At 41.7% G+C, this 22,070-nt stretch carries 23 protein-coding genes; all 23 read right to left on the bottom strand.

Going from position 1 to position 22,070, the window contains the following annotated elements; genetic code table 11:
• Positions 1-12: 12 nt before the first annotated feature.
• A complete protein-coding gene (locus H5158_RS05995; protein WP_145239332.1) occupies positions 13-417 on the bottom strand; it encodes a DUF2802 domain-containing protein in 405 nt (134 codons plus the stop codon).
• A gap of 16 nt (positions 418-433) precedes the next feature.
• Positions 434-931: a chemotaxis protein CheW gene (locus H5158_RS05990; RefSeq protein ID WP_145239335.1), complete on the bottom strand. Its 498-nt coding sequence runs from the start codon at positions 929-931 to the stop codon at positions 434-436.
• 19 nt (positions 932-950) lie between these two features.
• Positions 951-1,736 (bottom strand): chemotaxis protein CheW, encoded by a 786-nt coding sequence (locus tag H5158_RS05985; RefSeq protein WP_149981468.1) that lies wholly within the window; start codon positions 1,734-1,736, stop codon positions 951-953.
• A gap of 3 nt (positions 1,737-1,739) precedes the next feature.
• Positions 1,740-2,510 (bottom strand): ParA family protein, encoded by a 771-nt coding sequence (locus H5158_RS05980; protein WP_149981469.1) that lies wholly within the window; start codon positions 2,508-2,510, stop codon positions 1,740-1,742.
• 8 nt (positions 2,511-2,518) lie between these two features.
• Positions 2,519-3,478 carry a flagellar motor protein MotB gene (locus tag H5158_RS05975; RefSeq protein ID WP_149981470.1) on the bottom strand — a complete coding sequence of 320 codons (960 nt, stop codon included), beginning with the start codon at positions 3,476-3,478 and terminating at the stop codon, positions 2,519-2,521.
• A 5-nt stretch (positions 3,479-3,483) separates the two neighbouring features.
• A complete protein-coding gene (locus H5158_RS05970; protein ID WP_149981471.1) occupies positions 3,484-4,248 on the bottom strand; it encodes a flagellar motor protein in 765 nt (254 codons plus the stop codon).
• A complete protein-coding gene (locus tag H5158_RS05965) occupies positions 4,241-5,383 on the bottom strand; it encodes a chemotaxis response regulator protein-glutamate methylesterase (RefSeq protein WP_182739668.1) in 1,143 nt (380 codons plus the stop codon). Before H5158_RS05965 ends, H5158_RS05970 begins: the two co-directional genes overlap by 8 nt.
• 68 nt (positions 5,384-5,451) lie before the next feature.
• Complete coding sequence (locus H5158_RS05960; RefSeq protein WP_182739667.1) at positions 5,452-7,653, bottom strand: chemotaxis protein CheA; 2,202 nt, start codon at positions 7,651-7,653, stop codon at positions 5,452-5,454.
• Between the two features lie 14 nt (positions 7,654-7,667).
• Entirely contained in the window at positions 7,668-8,432 is a 765-nt protein-coding gene (locus tag H5158_RS05955) for a protein phosphatase CheZ (protein ID WP_145239357.1), read from the bottom strand.
• Positions 8,433-8,449: 17 nt separating this feature from the next.
• Positions 8,450-8,833, bottom strand: a complete 384-nt coding sequence (gene cheY / locus H5158_RS05950; RefSeq protein ID WP_016708035.1) for a chemotaxis response regulator CheY — start codon at positions 8,831-8,833, stop codon at positions 8,450-8,452.
• A gap of 40 nt (positions 8,834-8,873) precedes the next feature.
• Positions 8,874-9,584 (bottom strand): RNA polymerase sigma factor FliA, encoded by a 711-nt coding sequence (locus H5158_RS05945; RefSeq protein WP_149981786.1) that lies wholly within the window; start codon positions 9,582-9,584, stop codon positions 8,874-8,876.
• Positions 9,585-9,610: 26 nt separating this feature from the next.
• On the bottom strand, positions 9,611-10,471 hold the full coding sequence (locus tag H5158_RS05940) for a MinD/ParA family protein (protein ID WP_149981477.1): 861 nt from the start codon (positions 10,469-10,471) through the stop codon (positions 9,611-9,613).
• Positions 10,464-11,945, bottom strand: a complete 1,482-nt coding sequence (gene flhF / locus H5158_RS05935; RefSeq protein WP_182739666.1) for a flagellar biosynthesis protein FlhF — start codon at positions 11,943-11,945, stop codon at positions 10,464-10,466. Before flhF ends, H5158_RS05940 begins: the two co-directional genes overlap by 8 nt.
• Before the next feature lie 23 nt (positions 11,946-11,968).
• Complete coding sequence (flhA, locus tag H5158_RS05930; protein ID WP_149981479.1) at positions 11,969-14,077, bottom strand: flagellar biosynthesis protein FlhA; 2,109 nt, start codon at positions 14,075-14,077, stop codon at positions 11,969-11,971.
• A gap of 95 nt (positions 14,078-14,172) precedes the next feature.
• The gene (gene flhB / locus H5158_RS05925) at positions 14,173-15,303 is read right to left on the bottom strand and encodes a flagellar biosynthesis protein FlhB (RefSeq protein WP_149981481.1); all 1,131 of its coding nucleotides are present in this window, start codon (positions 15,301-15,303) and stop codon (positions 14,173-14,175) included.
• Positions 15,304-15,312: 9 nt separating this feature from the next.
• On the bottom strand, positions 15,313-16,092 hold the full coding sequence (gene fliR, locus H5158_RS05920; RefSeq protein WP_145239372.1) for a flagellar biosynthetic protein FliR: 780 nt from the start codon (positions 16,090-16,092) through the stop codon (positions 15,313-15,315).
• Position 16,093: 1 nt separating this feature from the next.
• On the bottom strand, positions 16,094-16,363 hold the full coding sequence (locus H5158_RS05915; protein ID WP_182718179.1) for a flagellar biosynthetic protein FliQ: 270 nt from the start codon (positions 16,361-16,363) through the stop codon (positions 16,094-16,096).
• Between the two features lie 43 nt (positions 16,364-16,406).
• On the bottom strand, positions 16,407-17,147 hold the full coding sequence (fliP, locus tag H5158_RS05910) for a flagellar type III secretion system pore protein FliP (protein ID WP_182718180.1): 741 nt from the start codon (positions 17,145-17,147) through the stop codon (positions 16,407-16,409).
• A gap of 4 nt (positions 17,148-17,151) precedes the next feature.
• Complete coding sequence (gene fliO, locus H5158_RS05905; protein ID WP_145239382.1) at positions 17,152-17,535, bottom strand: flagellar biosynthetic protein FliO; 384 nt, start codon at positions 17,533-17,535, stop codon at positions 17,152-17,154.
• A complete protein-coding gene (gene fliN, locus H5158_RS05900; protein ID WP_149981486.1) occupies positions 17,532-17,930 on the bottom strand; it encodes a flagellar motor switch protein FliN in 399 nt (132 codons plus the stop codon). Before fliN ends, fliO begins: the two co-directional genes overlap by 4 nt.
• A gap of 22 nt (positions 17,931-17,952) precedes the next feature.
• Positions 17,953-19,044 (bottom strand): flagellar motor switch protein FliM, encoded by a 1,092-nt coding sequence (gene fliM, locus H5158_RS05895; protein ID WP_149981487.1) that lies wholly within the window; start codon positions 19,042-19,044, stop codon positions 17,953-17,955.
• A 9-nt stretch (positions 19,045-19,053) separates the two neighbouring features.
• Complete coding sequence (gene fliL / locus H5158_RS05890) at positions 19,054-19,584, bottom strand: flagellar basal body-associated protein FliL (protein WP_149981489.1); 531 nt, start codon at positions 19,582-19,584, stop codon at positions 19,054-19,056.
• Positions 19,585-19,686: 102 nt separating this feature from the next.
• Complete coding sequence (locus H5158_RS05885; protein ID WP_182739665.1) at positions 19,687-21,981, bottom strand: flagellar hook-length control protein FliK; 2,295 nt, start codon at positions 21,979-21,981, stop codon at positions 19,687-19,689.
• Positions 21,982-22,070 lie beyond the last annotated feature (89 nt).

Raw genomic sequence — 22,070 nt, 5'->3', positions numbered from 1 at the left:
AAGTAAAAGGCGCTAATTAGCGCCCTTTTGATGATGTAACGACATTAATAGTTCTGCTTCGGCACGCGGAAGTTCACACTCTCGTATGATCTCTTCAATATCGGCACCTAGTTCAACCATTTTCACTGCTCGAGAATAAATTTTCGCATCAGGATCGTCATATTTTTGCGCATCTTGTAATTGCGCTAACTCTTGATTTCGCTGCTCTACAGCGACTAATCGCTTACCAATACTTAGCATACCGGTGCGCATTTCTGCGACTTCACTGCGTAAAATACTGAGCTGTTGTTGAGTTTCTTGCAGTTGCAGTATTTTGCTTTTTAATGCTGCAGCGTACTTATTATTATTAATAAAAATTAGTCCCAAGCATACTAACACCAGTACAATTGAGACTCCAAGCAACGAGTATAACAACATAGTTTTTCCGTAAGCGTTATAAATCGCTCAACTCATCCCACTCTTCGTCATTTAGTAATTTATTTAAATCAACTAAAATCAATAATTCACCATCACGATTACTGACACCTTGAATAAACTTGGCACTTTCTTCAGTACCAATGTTTGGTGCACTATCAATTTCTGAGCTACGCAAATAAACCACTTCTGCTACACTGTCGGCTAAGATACCAATGACTTGCTCTTCAGCTTCAATAATTAATACTCGTGAATTGTCTGTTGCTTCTGCAGACATCAAACCAAATCGTGCACGCGTATCGATTACTGTTACAACATTGCCACGTAAATTAATAATCCCTAAAACATAGCTTGGAGCACCTGGTACTGGAGCAATTTCTGTATAACGCAAAATCTCTTGCACTTGCATCACATTCACACCATAGGTTTCTGATTCAAGCTTAAAAGTTACCCACTGCAATACTTCATCATTGCCATCGGTATTTTTACTGCTTGATAATAATCTTTGTTCACTCATGTTATTACTCCGAATATCGTTACTGGTCGCGGCTATCTAAACCTTGCTCTAATAATTGACCTAAGCTTTGCACATCAATTAAGGCACACATTTTTTCTTTAATTACACCTGCAAGCCAAGGCCGCTTGCCACTTTTAGCTCGCCATTTCACATCTTCACTGCGTAGTGTAATGTTATTAACCAGCTTTTCAGCCAACAATCCCCATTGGCTATTACCTAAAGTAATTAAGTATTGGTAGTTTAATTTGTCTTCTAACTCTTGGGTATACTTTTCTGGCATCACCCAAAGCGCTGTATCAACTACATTAAGATTCTCATCACGATTTAGCATCACTCCTTTAAACCACTTGGGTTTACCAAAAAGCTGATTAACTTCACCTAATTGATGAATACCACCTAATGCTTTTAATGGTACTGCGAGGGTAAGCCCAGCCACTTCAAAGAATAACGCCTGAAACTCACCATCAAAATAATCTTCTTGACGCTGTACAGGAGTTTTAGCTTCAGCAACATTTAGCTGTTCACTCACTTTAGCTATATCTTTGATATTAGCTTGGATCTGTGGTTTCTCAAGGGGCGCGGGTATTTCTTCCTCAATACTAGTCTTTGGCTCATCAAGTGCGTTTGGCTGCACAATGGTTTGCTGCGACGCCTTGAGTGGCATTTTATTGCTACTTTCTGTGGATGGAACTTGTTCGAGTAATTTTGCAACCGGGTGTAAGTCTGTTGACTCATCGTCTTCGCACAGTAAAGCCCCCAAGTACTGGGTCATTACTTTTTCATTAGCAAATAATTGCTTACTCATTCATTAACCTTGTTCAATCAAATAATCGAGTAATGCGCGATAAGCATAAACACCTCTTGAGCGTGGACAATACTGAATCGGTACTTGTTGAGCTAAACTTGCATCACGGAACTTAGTATCTACGGGTATTACCCCTGGCCATACTTTTTCTTGGTACGTTTGCTGTAATGTCTTATATGCTTCAAGGGATGCATTAGTGCGCTTATCATACATTGTAGGGATAATGGTATATTGATACTGCTTTGATTGCGAGCTTTGCATTAATTCCATGGTCCGCATCATTCGGTCTAGTCCTTTGAGTGCTAAAAACTCAGTTTGTACTGGCACTAAAATGCGCTCACTTGCAGCCAATGCGTTAACCATTAATACACCTAACACTGGCGGACAGTCTAAAATAGCGTAATCATAATGCTCACTAATTTTTGCTAAAGCTTTTTTTAAGATAAGCCCCATTCCGGTCTTATTACCCATACTGCGGTCAAGTGTCGCGATTGCCATCGTTGCAGGAAGAATATCTAAGTTATCTATGTTCGATGGACACAAAGCTTGCAATATTTCTTCACTTGCCATGCTGTTTCCACGGGCAAATATATCATATACACTGACTTCTAAATCTTCTGAATCAATGCCAAAGTAATACGTTAAAGATGCATGAGGATCGGTATCAATCAGTAATACTCGCTTTCCTTGCAGCGCTAATATACCAGCTAAGCTCACAGCCGTGGTCGTCTTCCCTACTCCACCTTTTTGATTTGCTACCGTCCAAATTTTCACATCACACCTTATTTTTGTTCGTTGCGCGTTGTAATTCTTATACCACCGTGTGGGAGTTGGATCACTTTAATAGTGTTGTCATCACTTGGCAACTCAATTGGTTGCTCTGCTTCAGTTTCTGTTGCTGGTTGCTCGGTTGTAACAATGGGCTTGGGTGGCAAACCATATTTTGATAATGCAACGACTACTTTACGATTTTCAGCACGTCCTTGCTCTGTATCATTATCAGCAAAAGGTGAATACTGTCCATATCCTTCAATGGCCATGCGCGCAGGGTTGATACCTAATGCATCAAGTTCGACTAAAATCGAGGTCGCTCTTGCAACAGATAGCTCCCAATTAGAACGAAACATTTCATTATGAATGGTTTCATTATCGGTATAACCACGCACTCTAACGTAGTTATCTACTGGGGCAATAATATCGTTTACTAATTTTATCACTGCTTTCGCGCGTTGATGCGCCACAGCACTGCCACTGGAAAATAACATTCCTGAGCTTAATTCAATGATCAACCAGTCTTGGTGCAACTCTAAACTTGCTTCGCCATCGCGTATTTCATCGATCAAGGCTGATTGTAATTTAGTTAATAAGCTATCTAAAGGTTTGCCTAAGTGTTTTTGTTTTATATTACTGGTATCGCTTTGTCCATCCAGTAACTCTGGGCCAGCTTCTTGCTTTTGAATACTTTCACCAAACAGTAGTTCGTTTTCAGGAGTCACTCTATCGGTTAATAAACCGGTCCCCGTCACGCCTTGACCCTCTTGACTATACTGACGAGCTGACTTGTCAAAAACCTGCTCCAGCGAATCAGATAAAATTTGGAAGCTTTCTTCTTTATTAATCGCAATCGCATACATCACTACAAAGAATGCAAACATAATAGTCATGTAATCAGCGTACGACACTAGCCAACGTTCTGTATGCTGACTTTTGGTCGATGAGTGACGAAGTCGACGGCGCATCATAATAATTATTCTTGAAGCTGACTTGGACGCTCTACACGATACGCTTCAAGTTTCAGCTCAATATTGACAGGGCTATCACCTTGGCTCATGGCAATAATTCCTTCAGCTAATAACTCATGAAACAGCATCTTTTGTTCTACTTGTTGTTTGAGCTTGTTAGCCATAGGTAAAAACAATAAATTTGCTAAGCCAACCCCATAAATGGTGGCAAGAAAAGCAGTCGCAACCCCTGCACCTAACTTTTCAGGTTCAGTGATAAATGACATCGCTTGGATCAGACCAAGCACTGCGCCTAATATACCGATGGTAGGACTGTAACCGCCCAACGCCTCATAAACTCGACTGGCTTCAAGCAGCCGTTCTCTTTCTAGCAACAAATCAATTTCTAGTGTGTCTCTGAGTTTTTGCTCACTGTTGCCATCAATCAGTAAACTCAAGCCTTTGGCAACATATGGATCCGGATGGGTTAACGCTATTTCTTCAAGTGCTAAATACCCTTCTTGGCGGGCTTTTTGTGACCAACTTTTAACTTGCTCAATTGCTCTGTTGATATCGTAACTTGGTGGGAAAAATACCCAGTGGCTTATTCTTAATGCTTTATTAAACGTACTTGCTGGTGTTTGTAGCATTACAGCACCTAACGTACCGCCCAACACAATGATTAATGCCGGGCCATTAAATAAAGCACTCACAACACCGCCTTCTAGTGAGTAGCCATAACCAATCGCCAAAAGTGCAACGAACAGGCCTAGAAACGACAACTTATCCACAACCAATCTCTCGAACTAACCGATTAGCAACGTCTTCAAGCGCAATGCTTGCCGATGATAACCCTGCGTTAGCAACCGCTTGTGGCATACCATATACCACACTGGTTTTTTCATCTTGTGCCCAAATAGTAGCGCCGGCTTGTTTAAGCATTCTTGCACCGTCTCTTCCATCTGCGCCCATGCCTGTAAGTACCACAGCTAATACATCACCTTGGAACGATTTGGCTGTACTTGCAAAAGTAACATCAACACTTGGTTTATAGGTGATCCGGGCACTATCGTCTTCAAAAACACGTAAAGTGCGATTGCCAGCCCGTCCCTCAATCAACATTTGTTGACCGCCCGGCGCTAGATACGCGACGCCTGGCATTAATCGGTCGCCTTGTTGTGCTTCTTTTACTTTTATTTTGCACAAGCCGTTTAAACGTGCGGCAAATGCTGGCGTAAACGCAGCTGGCATATGCTGTATTAACAAAATAGGGTGCGGAAAATTAGCGGGCAACTGAGTCAGAATTGTTTGCAGTGCAACAGGTCCTCCCGTTGAAGTACCTATTGCAACTATTTGATATTTCTTTCCTGAAGCGCGAGTGTTAGCTGCAATATTAGTCGCAGGTGCAGCGCTCCGGTTAAAGCTTCGATCTGGTTGAGTTATCGCAGGGCGACTTGTTGTACCTGCAGAAACGGGAGGTATTGGTGCCGATGCAGGAGGCGTTGTCGGCCGACTAAAGCGCGAAAGACGCTTGCGTCCAATTTCTTTTACTTTATTTTGTAATAACTTAATCGCATCTTCATTATTACGAGCAATATCTTCAAATTTTTTCGGTAAAAAATCTAGAGCACCCGCATCAAGTGCGTCTAAGGTTGCTGTTGCGCCATCACGAGTCAGTGAGGAGAACATCAGAATAGGGGTTGGATTTGCTGCCATGATTTCTTTTACAGCACTAATGCCATCAAGCACGGGCATTTCAACATCCATGGTGATTACATCTGGACGAAGTTGATTTGTTTTATCGACCGCTTCTCGGCCATTTACCGCAAAACCAATTACTTCGATATCCTTATCTTGCTCGAGTATTTCGCTCACTCTGCGGCGAAAGAAACTTGAATCATCAACAACTAAAACTTTAACTGCCATTGGCATACTCTTGTTAAATTTTATCTGTGAGAGCCATATTTAGCCCTCACAATAAGATAAGAATTGGCCTAACCTGCGTAGTGTTTTAACAGGTTTGGAACATCTAAGATCAGCGCTATACCACCGTCAGACGTGATCGTTGCACCTGCCATACCAGGTGTTCCTTGTAGTAAAGCATCAAGCGGTTTAATAACAACTTCTTCTTGACCAATCAATGAATCCACTACAAAACCAACTTGTTGCGTACCAATTTGTACAATTACAACATGGCCTTGAGCTTTGCGTAATGATCTGTCAGCACCTTTAACTAACCAATGTTCTAAATAAAACAACGGTCGTGCTTTCTTACGAACAATAATGGTTAATTGACCATCAACTACATTCGTTTTAGTTAGATCTAGGTGGAATATTTCATTAACACCAGCCAGTGGTAATGCAAATGTTTGCTCACCGACAACCACCATCAATGTCGGCAAAATAGCCAACGTTAACGGTACTTTAATTTCTAGGATTGTGCCTACACCTAGCTCAGATTGAATACTCACAGAACCATTTAGTTGGGTAATTTTGGTTTTCACCACATCCATACCCACACCACGACCCGAAATATCAGAGATCTGTTCTTTGGTGGAAAAGCCTGGTGCAAAAATAAGGTTATAGGCTTCTGTATCAGATAATCGAGCTGCTTGCTCGTGATCAAGCACCCCTTTATTGATTGCTATTTTTTTCAGTTTTTCAGGGTCCATACCTGCACCATCATCACGAATGGTGAGCAAAATATGATCACCCTCTTGCGATGCTGATAAAGTAACAGTCCCAGTTCTTGACTTACCTGCCGCTTCACGCACATCAGGCATTTCAATACCATGGTCAACCGAGTTGCGCACCAAGTGGACTAAAGGATCTGCCAGTGCCTCAACTAAGTTTTTATCTAAATCGGTTTCTTCACCCACGAGCAGTAAGTTAATGTCTTTTCTCAAACTGCGGGCTAAATCACGGACTACGCGAGGAAAACGACCAAACACTTTCTTGATCGGTTGCATCCGCGTTTTCATTACCGCACCTTGCAAGTCTGCGGTTACTACATCAAGATTCGAAATGGCTTTACCCATCGCTTCACTTTCAGTATTGGTTGCTAAACTGACTAAACGATTGCGAACCAATACCAGTTCACCAACCATGTTCATTATTTGATCTAGGCGTTTTGTATCAACACGCACCGTCGTATCAGCTTGTGGAGGAGCTGGTTTTTTAGCAACAGCTGTCGCTGGAGCTGGTGCGGATTTTTCAGCTGCTTTCACAGGCTCAGACACTGCTGGTTTGGGCACTGGCTTAGCTGCGGCAACAGGTGCAGGTGTTGGTGCTTTTTTAGCGGGTGCTGGCTCAGTCTCAGCGACCGCTTGTGGCGCGCTGCCTTTACCATGTAATTCATCAAGTAAAGCTTCAAATTCATCATCGCTGATTTCATCTGGACCATTACTTTTCGTCGATGCTGAAGGTGCTTGGGTCGGTTTAGGCGCAGCACTTTCGGTGCCTGCAGTATCTTTATTACTTACTAGACCGAAGCTACCAATACCGTGCAATTCATCCAATAAATTATCAAATTCATCATCAGTAATATCACTATTTGATGATTCATTGCTGACAGTGGTTGTTGGCGTTATAGGACTTTTCCCTTGTCCGTGGAGCTCATCAAGCAGACTCTCAAATTCATCTTCTGTTATCTCATCGATTTGAACATCTTTTTGATCGCTATCAACTTGACCATCAAATAATGAGTCTAGCGCAAATGGATCGTCAGAATCATCTAAAATATCATCAGCATCAACAACAGGGATATCGCCTGCAGGTTCAGCACTGCCAGTTAATTCTTCAGCCGTTGGCGGCAGCCCCAATTTATGTAAAACAGCGAGTAATTCTGGATTTGCTGGTTCTGGTTTTTCTCTACTTTGGATAGTCGCAAACATTTCGTTGATAGTATCGAGTGCTTGCAAGATCACGTCCATCAGTTCGGAATTAACCTTACGAACACCTTGACGCAATAAATCGAAAACGTTCTCTGCACCATGGCAAGCATCGACTAGTTCAGTCATGCTTAAAAAGCCTGCGCCGCCTTTTACCGTATGAAAACCACGGAAAATTGCATTGAGTAATTCGGTATCATCTGGGTTATTTTCAAGCTCCACCAGCTGTTCTGACAAAAGCTCAAGAATTTCTCCAGCCTCTACTAGAAAATCTTGTAAAATATCTTCATCGACTTCAAAGCTCATGCAGTTTTCTCCTCTTAGAAGCCCAAGCTTGATAATAAATCATCAACATCATCTTGTCCTGAGACAACATCATCACGAGATTCTTTATCAATAATTGGCCCTTCAGGGCCTGCAAGTGTATTTTCAGCAGGCGGTTTTTCAATGACTGGTGCTATTGTTTTTGTTTCGCTATCATCTTGGCTGCCAAATGCTGTCAACAAGTGGATCAAGCTGTCTTCTACTTCTCTAACAAGCTCGATAACCCGACGGATCACTTGACCGGTTAAATCTTGAAAATCTTGTGCCATTAACACATTGGTCATGAGTCCTTGCAACTCATCCGTTTTAGTTTGCGAGCTATTCATGAACTTATCTAAGCTATGGCAAAGTGTTTTAAATTCACCTAGCTCAATTTCACGGTTCATTAAACGATCCCAAGTGGGTTTAATGTCTGAAATGTCATCAGCAAGCTGTTGGGCAATGGGTAAACTTGCTTCTACAGCATCCATGGTTTTATTAGCAGCGTTTTCGGTCATTTCCATAACATAGTTCAGACGCTGCTTCGCGTCGGGTAGTGCATCTTTGGTCAAATCAGCTAAACGTGTATCAAGCTCAAAATTTTTCAACGCATCATGAAGCTGACGCGTAAGTTTGCCTACTTCGGCAAATAATTCTGATTGCTCTTTTGACGCCGCATCAATAATTAACTGATCAGCTTTATCTTGTTCACCGTTTTCAAGGTAAACCACAAGCTGACGGGCTTGTTCTAAACTGATCTGAGGCGCAGCAGGTGCTGACATAAGCCTCTCCTATTTATTTAACCTAAACGCTCAAACACTTTTTCCAATTTGGTTTTCAGTGTTGCAGCTGTAAATGGTTTAACGATATAACCGTTAACACCAGCTTGTGCAGCAGCAACAATTTGTTCTTTTTTAGCTTCTGCTGTTACCATTAAAACAGGAATGTGTTTCAGGCTGTCATCGGCCCTAATAGCGCGCAAGAGATCGATTCCTTGCATGCCAGGCATGTTCCAATCTGTAACTACAAAATCAAATTCTTGATTCTGCAACATCGGTAAAGCTGTTGAGCCATCGTCAGCTTCTTGTACATTTGTAAAACCCAAATCTCTTAACAGATTTTTGATAATACGTCTCATCGTCGAAAAATCATCAACAACAAGAATTTTCATGTTTTTATCCAAAACATCCTCCGGTGAGGTCTGAACCTATATTTACTTACTACTAATTAATCCAGTCATTGATTTTTGCTTTGAGCTTAATCATCGCCTGACCATGTATCTGACTCACACGCGATTCACTTACATCGAGTATATGTCCAATCTCTTTTAAATTCATTTCATCGTTATAATACAGCGACAATACTAACCCATCTCGTTCAGGTAAAGATTGTATAGCTGTTAATAATGATTGATTAAAGCGTTCATTTTTAACGTTATTAAAGGGCTTGTCCAGTGCTAAATCATGTCCCACTGGTGTGATAACATCTTCATCTACCCCTAAGTCTTCTATACCTAACACTTTACTTGAATTTACATCACTAAGAATATGATGGTACTCATCTAGCGTAATATCAAGTTTTTCAGCAACTTCACTGTCTTTAGGTTCTCGATTCAGGCTGCTTTCTAGCTCACTAATCGCTTCAGCGACTCTGCGGCTATTACGGTGCACTGAGCGTGGAGCCCAATCACCTCGGCGCATTTCATCCAGCATCGCACCACGGATACGAATGCCTGCAAAGGTTTCAAAGCTTGCACCTTTAGTCGCATCAAAGTTCTTTGATGCTTCAATTAACCCTATCATCCCCGATTGAATCAAATCATCGAGTTGCACACTCGCGGGTAAACGAGCGATTAAATGACAAGCCACTTTTTTGACTAAGGAAGCATGTCGCTCAACAATCACATTTAAATTTTGTGTCGATTGATATCCCATCGCTTTATTCACCGATGCCGTCATAGTTAGCCGTTTACTAATTTTTCTATGAAAAATTCTAAATGACCAGATGGTTGATTAGGTATAGGCCATTTAACTGCTTTTGTCGCTAATGTTTTAAATGCTATTGCTGCTGGGGAACTTGGAAATAAATCAACAATCACTTTCTGACGACGAGTTGCTTTACGCATATTTTCATCATACGGGACTGTTGCCACCAATTCCATTGAGACATCCAAAAAGCGATCCGTTACTTTTGAGAGCTTAGCAAATAGTTCCTGGCCTTCACGCATGCTGCGCACCATATTAGCAACGATTTTAAATTTATACACACCGTGCTCACGACTCAATACTTTGATTAATGCATAAGCATCAGTTATTGAGCTCGGTTCATCACATACTACTACCATGACATCTTGCGCTGCGCGCGAAAAACTTAATACCATGTCAGAGATACCAGCAGCAGTATCAACAATTAATATATCAAATTCGGTATTTAATTCACTAAAAGCGCGAATTAAACCAGCATGTTCTGATGGTGAAAGTTCCACCATACTTTGTGAGCCTGACGTCGCTGGTACTATTTTAATTCCTGCAGGCCCTTCAACTAAAATTTCATCGAGCTCGCATTCACCTGATAGTACATGAGATAGATTACGCTCTACCCTAAGTCCTAACATCACATCACAATTTGCTAAACCCAAATCGGCATCCAGTACTAACACTCGGTTTCCGAGCTGACCCAACGCAATCGCAGTGTTAAGTGAGACGTTAGTTTTCCCTACGCCACCTTTGCCACCTGTTACAGCGATAACTTTAACGCCGTTATTATTGTTTTGACTCATTTTACGCAGGCCACTTGCTTGATCTAATACTGTGTTAATCATACATCCCTACTGTGCTTGACGCTACTGCTTGGCGTCGTGAATGTTGTGCTTTTGTTCTTTTTAAATACAATTGTTCTGCTTTTTTTACTAATTTCTCTGCATTGGCGACCCGAATGTCCTCTGGAACGCGCTGACCGTTAGTAAGATACCCTATTGGAAGGCGATTTTGAATCGCTATACTAATAATCTCACCTAAACTTAATGATTCGTCTAATTTAGTGAAAATACAGCCACTTAATTGTACCTTCTTAAAGTGTCTTACGGTTTCTTGTAAAACATTAATTTGTGCGGTCGCACTGAGCACTAAATAATTGCGAATATCGACACGTTGATTACGCATTAGTGTATTTAACTGCTCAGTTAAACGTAAATCACGTTGGCTCATTCCCGCTGTATCTATTAATACTAGACGCTTATTTCGTAAATGATATAAAACTTCTGCTAATTCATTGGCATCTTTAACTTGTTTTACACCACAACCGATGATTCGGCCATAAGTAGCAAGCTGTTCATAAGCGCCAATACGGTAAGTATCAGTGGTAATAAGCGCAACTTTATCTGCGCCATATTTTTGTGCGCCAAGGGCTGCAAGTTTTGCCACGGTTGTAGTTTTACCAACCCCAGTAGGGCCAACAAGTGCATATACGCCGCCTTGGCGTAGTATTTCATTATTTGTAGTATGCATTTGGTTTTCAACCATTTGCAATAGCGCTTGCCATGCTTGCTGACGTGACACATCATCGGGAATAAAACAGGCCATTTGCTCTGCAACTTCACTGTCAATACCCATTCCGACTAAACGATCGATCATGCATGCGCGAGTAGGGTCGCGACGCGCTAAATCTTGTTGCATCAAGCCAGATACTTGATACTCAAGTAATTGACGCATCGCTGCCATTTCATCACGCATAGCGGTGATTTCATCTGTTTTGGCTGCACTTTTTGTTGGCATCGGAGTATCTAAATCATCAAAACCACTTTCTAGATCATCATCAAAACCTAAGCTATGTGCTTGCGTTTGTGGACGCGGCGCAGTATCGCGACGAGCAAAATCATTATGTGCTTGTGGTTCATGGCGAGTTTGCTGTGCTTGATGTTGTTGCTGTGGTTGATACTGAGTTGATGTATCAATCCCTGACTGGCTAAACATCGACGCAAGCTCAGGTGAGCGTGGACGCGGTGATTGGCGCTCTAATAATGCTTGTAAGCTATCAGCTACCGCAGCTTGCGGCTCAGGCTGTGTACGTTGTGGCGCAGGTTTAACAAAGTTAGCATTTGTTTGTGCTTGTGCCGTAGCAACATGTGCTTGTGCAGGTGCTTTCGGGGCTGCTTTTTCATAATCAACGGCGGCAACAATCTCTACCCCATTGGCTAATTTTTTATTTGACATGATTACAGCATCTACACCGAGTTCATCTTTAACTTCTTTCAGTGCGGTGCGCATATCTTTAGCAAAAAAACGTTTTATTTTCATGGTTCAACCCCTTTAAAATCCGATTATTGGCCTACTGAGCTGACAATCTTGATCTGTCTTTCGTCTGGTACCTCTTGATAAGACATCACTCGCAATCCTGGAATGGTGTACTTAACAAAACGAGATAACACAGTGCGTAACATTCCTGACGTTAGCAATATCGAAGGTTCACCGGCCATTTCTTGATTTTGATGCGCTTCATTTAATGATTGTTGAAGTCGCTCTGCAAGTCCTGGCTCTATTCCGGCACCTTCGTCGCCTGCATTTTGTAGTGACTGATGCAACATCTGTTCCAACTCAGGCGCCAAGGTTATGACAGGGATTTCTGATGACATTCCAACCGCGTCTTGAACAATTAATCTGCGCAGTGAAATTCGCACTGCTGCGGTTAATACATCAGGATCTTGGCTTCGAGGGCCATACTCAACAAGGGTTTGTACAATTGAACGCATATCGCGAATAGCAACGCCTTCATTTAATAAATTTTGTAATACTTTAACAATTGCTGTTAGTGGTAAAATATCTGGCACTAGCCCTTCAACTAAACGAGGATGACTTTTTGCCAGCATATCTAATAGATTTTGCACTTCCTCGTGGCCGAGTAACAAGGCCGCGCTGTTAGTTAGTAACTGACTAATATGCGTTGCTACCACTGTTGCTGCATCAACCACGGTATAACCGAGTGATTGTGCTTCATCTTTTTGATCTGGTTTGATCCAAATAGCGTCTAGACCAAAGGCCGGATCTTTAGTAGCAATGCCTTTTATTGGACCAAATACTTGGCCAGGATTAATAGCCAACTCATCACCGTGCTTAAGCTCCCCCTCACCACTTGAAACACCCATCATGGTAATTCTGTATGCATTTGGGTCTAACTCTAAGTTATCGCGAATATGCACCGGTGGAATTAAAAAACCAAGTTCTTGAGATAACTTTTTACGTACCCCTTTGATCCGGTTTAATAGTTCGCCACCTTGTGATTGATCAACTAATGGAATTAAGCGATAGCCAACTTCAAGGCCAATTACATCAACTTGTTGTACATCATCCCAACCTAGCTCTTTTTGCTCTTGCTTGTTAGCAACACCAGTGCCTGTTGCACCACCATTGGTAGCTTCTGCTTCTTTTGCTGCTGCTTCTTTTAGCTTATTTTGCTGGGTGTAATACGCTAAGTAACCAAGTAATGCACCAAGACTTAAAAAGGCAAAATGTGGCATACCCGGTACTAAACCCATCACGATTAAAATACCCGAGGCGATAAATAATGATTTCTCGTTACCGAGTTGTTTCTTAAATTGATCGCCCATGTTGAGCGATTCATTTTGACGAGTAACAACAATTGCAGTGCCAATTGATAACAGTAATGATGGTAATTGTGCAACTAAGCCATCACCAATGGTCAGCAAGGTATACACTTCCATGGCGTTGCCAAAGCTTAAATCATGCTGGATCATACCAACAAACAAGCCGCCAACAATATTGATGATCAGTATTACAATACCAGCAATCGCATCACCTTTTACAAACTTGCTCGCACCATCCATAGAGCCATAAAAGTCCGCTTCACGGGTGACTTCTTCACGGCGATCTCGTGCTTGCTCTGCACTAATAAAACCCGCATTCAAGTCAGCATCAATGGCCATTTGTTTGCCTGGCATCGCATCTAAGGTAAAGCGTGCCGATACTTCAGAGATCCTGCCTGCACCTTTGGTGATTACCACAAAGTTGATGATAATCAAAATCAAAAACACCACTAAACCAACCGCGTAGTTGCCACCAATTACCACTGAACCAAAAGCTTCAATTACTTTACCTGCGGCATCACCACCGTTATGACCTTCAAGCAGCACCACCCGGGTACTGGCAACATTTAGTGCCAAACGCATAATCGTTGCGATCAATAGCACTGCTGGAAACATACCAAATTCAACAGGCTTCATGGTGTAAACTGTCACTAACAACACCACTAATGCTAAAGCTATATTAAACGAGAAAAGAATGTCGAGTAAAAATGGCGGTAACGGTAAAATCACCATACCCAACGCAGCGAGCACCAGCAAAGGTGTACCAACACCTTTTAAATACTCTTTTTTATCTTTATTAAGTTGTTGTAATACAGCTTTAAATTCCATAATTCTACAATTTCAAAAAATTGACACTAAACGGAATTTGCAATAACTATTCCAAGTTATTAATTACTAGCTTAAAAGAATACTGATTATTCAAATCAATACTTATAGGCATCTGGAATTGGGAGTGTTTTATTCAATTTTGTAGGGCGTTTACCACGGCCTTTTTGAAAGCGTTTAAGCTGAAATACATAAGCTAAAACTTGTGCGACTGCAGTAAATAGTTGGTCAGGGATTTGCTCTCCTACTTCGGCAGTATGATACAGTGCTCGAGTTAGCATGGGGGATTCAAGGATGGGTACCTCGTTACCAATGGCTATTTTCCTAATTTGCATCGCCATCTCATCAACACCTTTGGCAACGACTATCGGCGCGCCAGCGCGCTCTGTGTCGTACTTTAATGCCACAGAGTAATGGGTAGGGTTGGTAACAACTACATCGGCATCTGGCACATCCTGCATCATGCGTCGCTGCGACATTTGTCTTTGCGTTTGTCTTATACGCGCTTTAATTTGCGGATCTCCTTCAGAATTTTTATATTCATCTTTGACTTCTTGTAGAGTCATTTTTAATTCTTTGTGATGTTTATGACTTTGATATGGCGCATCAATCGCAGCAATAATGGTTAAGGTGCAGGTCAGTCCTAAAAACATCCATGCGAGTATCTCTAAGGCATGAATGATATTGCCCGGCGCACTTTCAATACTCAGATGAAGAATTTCATCAAAGAAGGTGTTGATCAAAAAGATAGCAAAGCCAGCTACTACCACAAACTTTAAAATCGATTTCACCAACTCGACGCCCGCTTGTGGACCTAACATCCGCTTTATACCTTTTGCTGGTGACATTTTACTGGCTTTAGGTGCTGCCGCCTCCCAACTAAAGTTAAAACCACCTAACAAGGTATTACCTATGATACCCGCCAGCACAATAATAAACACAAACATCGCCATCGGAAACACTAGCGCATCGGCCACCGCTCCCCACACAGAAAACATTTTAGTGGTATCGTACGTTTCATTACGGTTCAAGCTGAGCATGCGACCCATTATATTATACAGTCCCTTGCCAATCTCAGGTCCGTACATAAGTAATGAAATGGCTGAAAAAATAAGTACAAACATGGTGCCAAGCTCTTTTGAGCGCGCAACTTGACCTTTCTTTTTCGCGTCGCTTACTTTTTTCCCCGTGGGTTCTTCGGTTTTTTCTTGACCTGAATCTTCAGCCATCACTCTCTCCTATGGGGAACAACCAACTAAAGTACACATTAACTCAATCATTTTTAACCATTGAAATTCAAATTGAGTAACAAAGTTACCTAAGGTTGCCCAAATAATGACTAAACCTGCAACCAAGGTAAACGGAAAACCGATTGAAAAAATGTTTAACTGCGGTGCTGCACGGGTCATCACACCAAACGACATATTAATCACCAGCATAGCTGTTAAAGGCGCCAAAGATAGCACCAAGGCGGTAGTAAACATCCAGCCGCCCCACGTCACTATGTCCCAATAATGATCAACCGCCCACCAATTACCGTCGATTGGCAGCACTTCAAAGCTATGCACTACCATTTGGATCATCATTAAATGGCCATTAAATACAAAGAATAATAGCGTTGCTAGAATCAAATAAAACTGCCCAACAGCAGGCACACTCATACCATTAGAAGGATCAACAACTGAGGCGAAACCAAGACCAGTTTGCATTGCTAATATTTGCCCTGCTAACACAAAAGTATTCAACATCAATACAGAAGCAAAACCTATCGCAACACCGATTAACATTTGTTGAATAACTACCAAGATCATCTCAAAAGAGAATAAGTTATTAAATGTCGCAGGCGGAAGTACTGGTACAACTAAAAAGGTAATCATTACCGCTAGACCCATCTTGATCCGCGTAGGCACATTTTTAGCACCCAGCCCCGCCATGATCATAATCATCGAGCTGATCCGTACTAGTGGTAACAAAAAGTCACTCAGCCACTGAATAATGACTGAAAAAGGAAACTCCATACTAGCCTGCTATCTCTGGGATGATAAGCACTAAACGAGTGAAAAAATCCATTAACTCTTGCGTTAACCAATGCCCTCCAGCAATTAACGCACTGATGGTAATTAATAAGCGCGGCAAAAAGCTTAATGTTTGTTCATTGATTGATGTAGCAGCTTGAAAAACGGCAACCACTAAACCCACTAATAAACCTGGTACCACAATTGCGGAGACTAACTTAATAACTAAAAACAAAGAATCGCTGAGTATGTCAACAAAAATTTCCGGTTCCATGGTCCCCTCCTAACCTTTGTAGGCAAAGTATTGTATTGCCATATCAAGTACCTAAGCCAAAACTCTTCGCTAAAGTGCCCATTACTAAACTCCAGCCATCGACAAGTACAAACAACATAATTTTAAACGGCATAGACACAATCATCGGCGAGAGCATCATCATACCCATGGCCATTAAAACTGACGCAACTACTAAATCGACTATCAAAAATGGAATAAAAAACATAAAACCAATAATAAATGCAGTTTGTAATTCACTGGTTATAAATGCGGGGATCAATACAATTAATGGCGTCGCTTCAGGTGAGTCTAACTTGTCATACCCAGCAATTTTAGCGAAGGTTTCTAAATCTTTTATGCGCACCTGTGAGAGCATGAATTCCTTCATCGGCTCTTTGGCAAGTTCAAGCGCTTGAATCGAGGTCACCTGCTCATTTAAATATGGCTCAATGGCTTGCTGATTCACTTTTTGATAAACCGGCGTCATTATAAAAATACTTAGAAATAGCGACATACCTAACAGTATTTGATTTGATGGTGTTTGTTGCAAACCAATTGCTTGGCGCAAAATAGCCAGTACTACAATAATGCGAGTAAATGAGGTCATCATGATCACCGCAGCGGGTATAAAGCTCAGCGCGGTCATAATAGCCAGAACTTGCAAGGTTACAGAATAATCTTGCGAGCCATCTGGATTAGTCGTAATACTTAACGCTTCAATGCCTTCGGCGTTAACTGAGGGAATAAAAACGAATGCAAAAAGTATAAGCAGCCACTTAGTCATATTATTAATTCTTTTTAATGTGGTTAGTTTGTGGGTTTAATAGCTTGCCAAAACGTTGTGCTAGGGCTGGCAACTCTTTTTCTGTTAACGGGGTTTCTAATTTATGCAGGTAGTTAATACTATGCGGCGTTACACCTAATAAATGCTGACAATTATCAATTTCGACGACCATTAATCGCTCTCGCGCACTTAATGGTAAACTACGCACCACTTTAAATTCGTCGGTATTTGCTAAATTGGGGTTTAGTTTTTTAACCAAAAATGCCAGTACCACAATCAGTACTAGCACCATGATTAAAGACATTACCATTGAGAGTAAGTCGCCCATAGGTGTCGCTGCGGGCAGTGCTGAGCTTGCTGCAGTCGATAAAAAAAGCCAACTGCTCATCGCAGCTTTTTGATCCGTTCAACTTGGCTGATCACGTCAGTGAGGCGGATACCAAATTTATCATTAACTACGACGACTTCACCGTGCGCTATCAATGTACCATTAACTAATACATCCAGTGGTTCACCGGCAACACGATCAAGTTCAACAACTGAACCTTGGTTAAGCTGAAGTAAGTTACGAATATTGATTTTTGAACGCCCAACTTCCATCGAAATAGTTACCGGGATATCTAAAATTGTATCGAGTTTGCGTTTTTCTTCGCCACTCATTTCATGTCTAGTATCACTTAACTCGTCAAGTTCAGTTACTTTGGCACCGTCAGAACTGTCGGTTCCTTCGGCTTCGGCTAAAGCAGCCGCCCATTCGTCCATTGTATCTTGGTCATCACTCATACTATTAAACCTTTTAATTCTCTTACCAGTCTAAATCTACGCCTTCTGAAAGGTGTAGATCATCTTCTAGTTCTGCTAATTCCGCATCTGAATCAAGCTTTTTGCCACCTTTTGTAAAGACATGCAACTCTGATTTGACTGATTCAGGACGTCTAATTTTTTCACTAATTTGCAGCGCAACGTTATCACGAGAACGACCCATTTTCGCCCTAAAGGTCGGCAGCTCTTCGACAAACACCGTTATGTGCTCTGGCATTTCAACAGGAATAATATCCCCAGCCTTAAGCTCCATAATTTGCGCTAAGGTTAAATCAACTTCAAGCAGTTGTGTTGATATTTCAACTTCAACATCCATAATTTCATCACGTAAGGCTTTGCTCCAACGTAAATCGGTATCTTCAGTATCTGATTGCACACCAGCATCGAGTAATTCACGAATAGGTTCAAGCATTGAATACGGCAATGCGATATGGAAATCTCCGCCACCGCCATCCAGCTCAATATGGAATGAACTGATCACTACTACTTCGGTGGGGCTGACGATATTCGCCATTGCTGGATTAACTTCTGAATCAAGATATTCAAAAGACACGTCCATTACCGGCGCCCATGCTTCTTTGTAATCTTCAAAGATTATTTTTAATAGCATTTGTACAATACGGCGCTCAGTAGGCGTAAATTCACGACCTTCTATTTTCGCATGATAGCGACCATCGCCACCAAAAAAGTTATCAACCAAGATAAACACTAACCGTGCTTCCATGGTGATTAATCCAGTACCTTTAAGAGGACGAAAGCGCACCATGTTAAGACTGGTAGGAACAAATAAAGTGTGGATATATTCACCAAACTTTATCATTTGTACGCCATTGATAGAAACCTCAGCAGTGCGGCGCATCATATTAAACAAGCTAATTCGCATGTGTCGAGCAAATCGTTCGTTCACAATCTCCAGAGTCGGCATGCGACCACGAACAATACGATCTTGTGAAGAAAAATCGTATTGTAGCGTATTACCGCTGCCATCATCACCGTCCTGTAGATCCTCCTCTTCGACTTCATCGACACCATGCAACAGGGCATCGATTTCATCTTGGGATAATAAATCGCTCACGCTGACCCCTTATTGCATTACAAAGCCGGTAAACAACACCCGCTCGATTACTTTACTTCCCTCTACGTCCATTAACGCCGCTTGTACTTTATCAAGCGCTGCTACTCGCAGGGTTTCTTTTCCTTCGCTAGTGCCCAGTTCATCTGCGGTGGTGGTTGAAAACACACCAAGCAATGTACCTTCAATTAGTGGAATATGCTTTTTGGCCGTTTCTTCATTCACATCACCGCGCACTAATAATTGCACTTTTATTTGCACAATACGGTCACGACTTGCACCTGGTACGTTAAAAATAAAAGGTCGAGGCATCGCAACATATAAAGCACTGCCAACCTTTGCACCACTGCCACTTACCTCTGCAGTTTCAGTTGCAGGTGCAACCGATTCGTCTGCAAGTGTTTCAGGAGCAGCGTCTGAGCCTGACATCAAGAAAAAGCCAGCGGCACCACCAATTACCAATACCGCAGCAATAATAATTATAATCAGCTTTTTTTTACTTTTACTGCCATCTTCAATTTCTAAATTTGCTTCTTCAGCCATGCCGCTTTCCTTTATGCCTTGATAATAGCGATATTACGAGTGTCACCGCGCACCATCAAGTTATTTATTTTTATAGTCTTATACCTCATATAATAGCAGGTGTTAGGCATAGTAATCTATTGATGATGAAGATTGTTGCCCAGAGCCGCGAATTGGTTGCTGAGTTAATGCAGTTTCCTCTTCATTTTGTTGCTGATTTGCCTGTTGACCACGACCATTTTGTTGTCCGTCACCACCAGTATCACTTTGACTATTCCCCTGCTGGATACTGCTTTCACCCAGTTCAATTCCCTGCTGCGCTAACATTTCCCGTAATCTCGGCATTGATTGCTCAAGGGCTTCTTTGGCTTGCTGATTTTGCACCACAAAGTTAATGTGAGCTTGTTCTGCATCGCTACGAATACGAATTTGCATACTGCCCATTTCTGGCGGATCAAGACGTATTTCAGCTTCTTTATTATTAATGCTTAACAATGCACTCACTCGTTCTTGCAGTAACTTGGCAGCATCACTTTTCATGATATTCAACGCTTGTAACGCAGTTGGATCAATATTTATTTGTCTTGTCTGTGATGTAGGACTCGCTTGCTGAGCATGCATTACTTGCATATCAGCCAAAGCTTGTTGATAACTTTGCTCACTCCCTTCTACAGCCGTGGCTGTTGTAACTGCAGTGGTTAATCCGGTGAGCTGGCCAAACAATTGATTTACACGTGCCAATGTGTTGTCGCGCACAGGGCTTTGCTCTGCTTTAATATTTTCAGCAAATTGCTCGCTTTTTAGAACATTATCTTGTACTGCCAGTTTCACTTCTTGCTCTTTGCTTGCAGCCTTTATAAGTGCATCTTGTGGCGCAGATACTTTATTTGTATCTGATTTAGCGGTGCTGCTATTGGTAGTTGTAGTGCTTGCTAAATTATCTGCCATTGACTGAACCGTCAATTGAGCTTTTGACTCAGTCCTTTTTTCAGTACTCTCTGGCTGGGCTAATTCAGTAATCGCCTTATTGATCTGAGTTAATAAAGCCCCTTTGGGCTGCTCATTGCTCACAAAATTTCGTAATTGCTGGCTTAATGCCTGTTTTTGCATAGGGCTTAACAGCGAAATATCTTTACTTAGTTGAGTTAGCTCTGCGGTGTTAATTGTCGCAACTGCAGTGGTAGGTTTTGCAGCTTCTTTACTATTAAGCGCTACAAATTCAGCCAGCATTTTTTTTAAGTCAGTTATGTTAGCCGGTGATGGATCTTGCTGACGAATGACATCAACCTGAGTTTGCAGCTGTTTTTGCTGCTCCGGTGTTAAGCTCGCCAACAGTGGATTTTCATTTTTTTGCACAGTTGTCGTTGAGTTAAGTAATACCTTGCTGATTTGCTCTAATACAGCACTATTATTACGCTTTGACTGTTCAGCTGCTTTTTCTGATACATCAGTTTGAGAGCTTGAAGCAACACCTTTAACCGCTTCAGCGTCCATTGCTACTTCAGTGGCACTTTTGATTGCTTGTTTAGCGTTAGCAGTAACGTTAGTAACTGCTGCATCTGCACTTAGTGCTGCGCTCTGTTGAGGTTTTCCTTGCTGAGCAAGCATAGCGTCGGAACCTTTAGCTAATACTTCACTGTCTTGTGGTTTACCTTGGCTTGTATTTCCAGCAGCAATTATTTGAGCTGCGTCATTGTCAACTTGCCCGCTTTTTAACGTAGTTGTAGTCGCAACTGCTTGTTGGATTGTTGGCTGCATTGCCATCGCTTTATTTTGCGATGTCTCTTTTGCGACTTGAATATCATCAATAATAGGAGTAACTGCATCATCAGGCGGAGTGTTCCCCTTTAGCTGAAGTTGTTTATCAATTGCCTCTGCCAGCACCTTTTTTTCTGTAAGTAACGATGGTTTTAGCTGTTTATCGACTAATTGTGCAATCGGATCATCAGTAGCAGGAGTCTCTGTATCAATAATAGGCGTAACATCATCAATTGGACGGGCTCCAGTGACTTTAACAAGCGTAGGGTCTATTTTTTCCTCGCTGTATTTCCCCAACTTTGAAAGTAATGAGGAATTTTCGACAGTTGGCGTATTATTTACCCGAGTGTCCATGTTATTAGCCGCCGTTATTTGCGCAAGCATTGCATCACCAGACATCGCATTTTCATCACTGTTGTCAGCAGACATTTCTTGTGCTTTTTCAGCAACAATTACGGCTTCAGCTGAACGAGGCTCAGCACCCGTTGAATTAACCTTTATAGATGTTTCCGCAGCATTATTGGCACTTTGTAATTGGCTAAAAAAGTCACTATCAGTGCTTTCTTTATCTGCTGCACCAGCAGCTTTGGCACTGTCTTTTTTATTTAACTGAACATCCTGCTCAGTTGAGATAAACACTGAAAGATCACTAATAGCCATAATTCACCTAGATTAAAAGTGGCAATTTGCCGCCGCAGTTTGCCAGAATAAATACTTATTACATTAAACTAGCAAATAATATGCCTAAG

The sequence above is a fragment of the Pseudoalteromonas sp. SR45-6 genome (assembly GCF_014163545.1).
GTDB lineage: Bacteria > Pseudomonadota > Gammaproteobacteria > Enterobacterales > Alteromonadaceae > Pseudoalteromonas > Pseudoalteromonas rhizosphaerae.
This window is presented reverse-complemented; position numbering and strand designations above follow the sequence as displayed.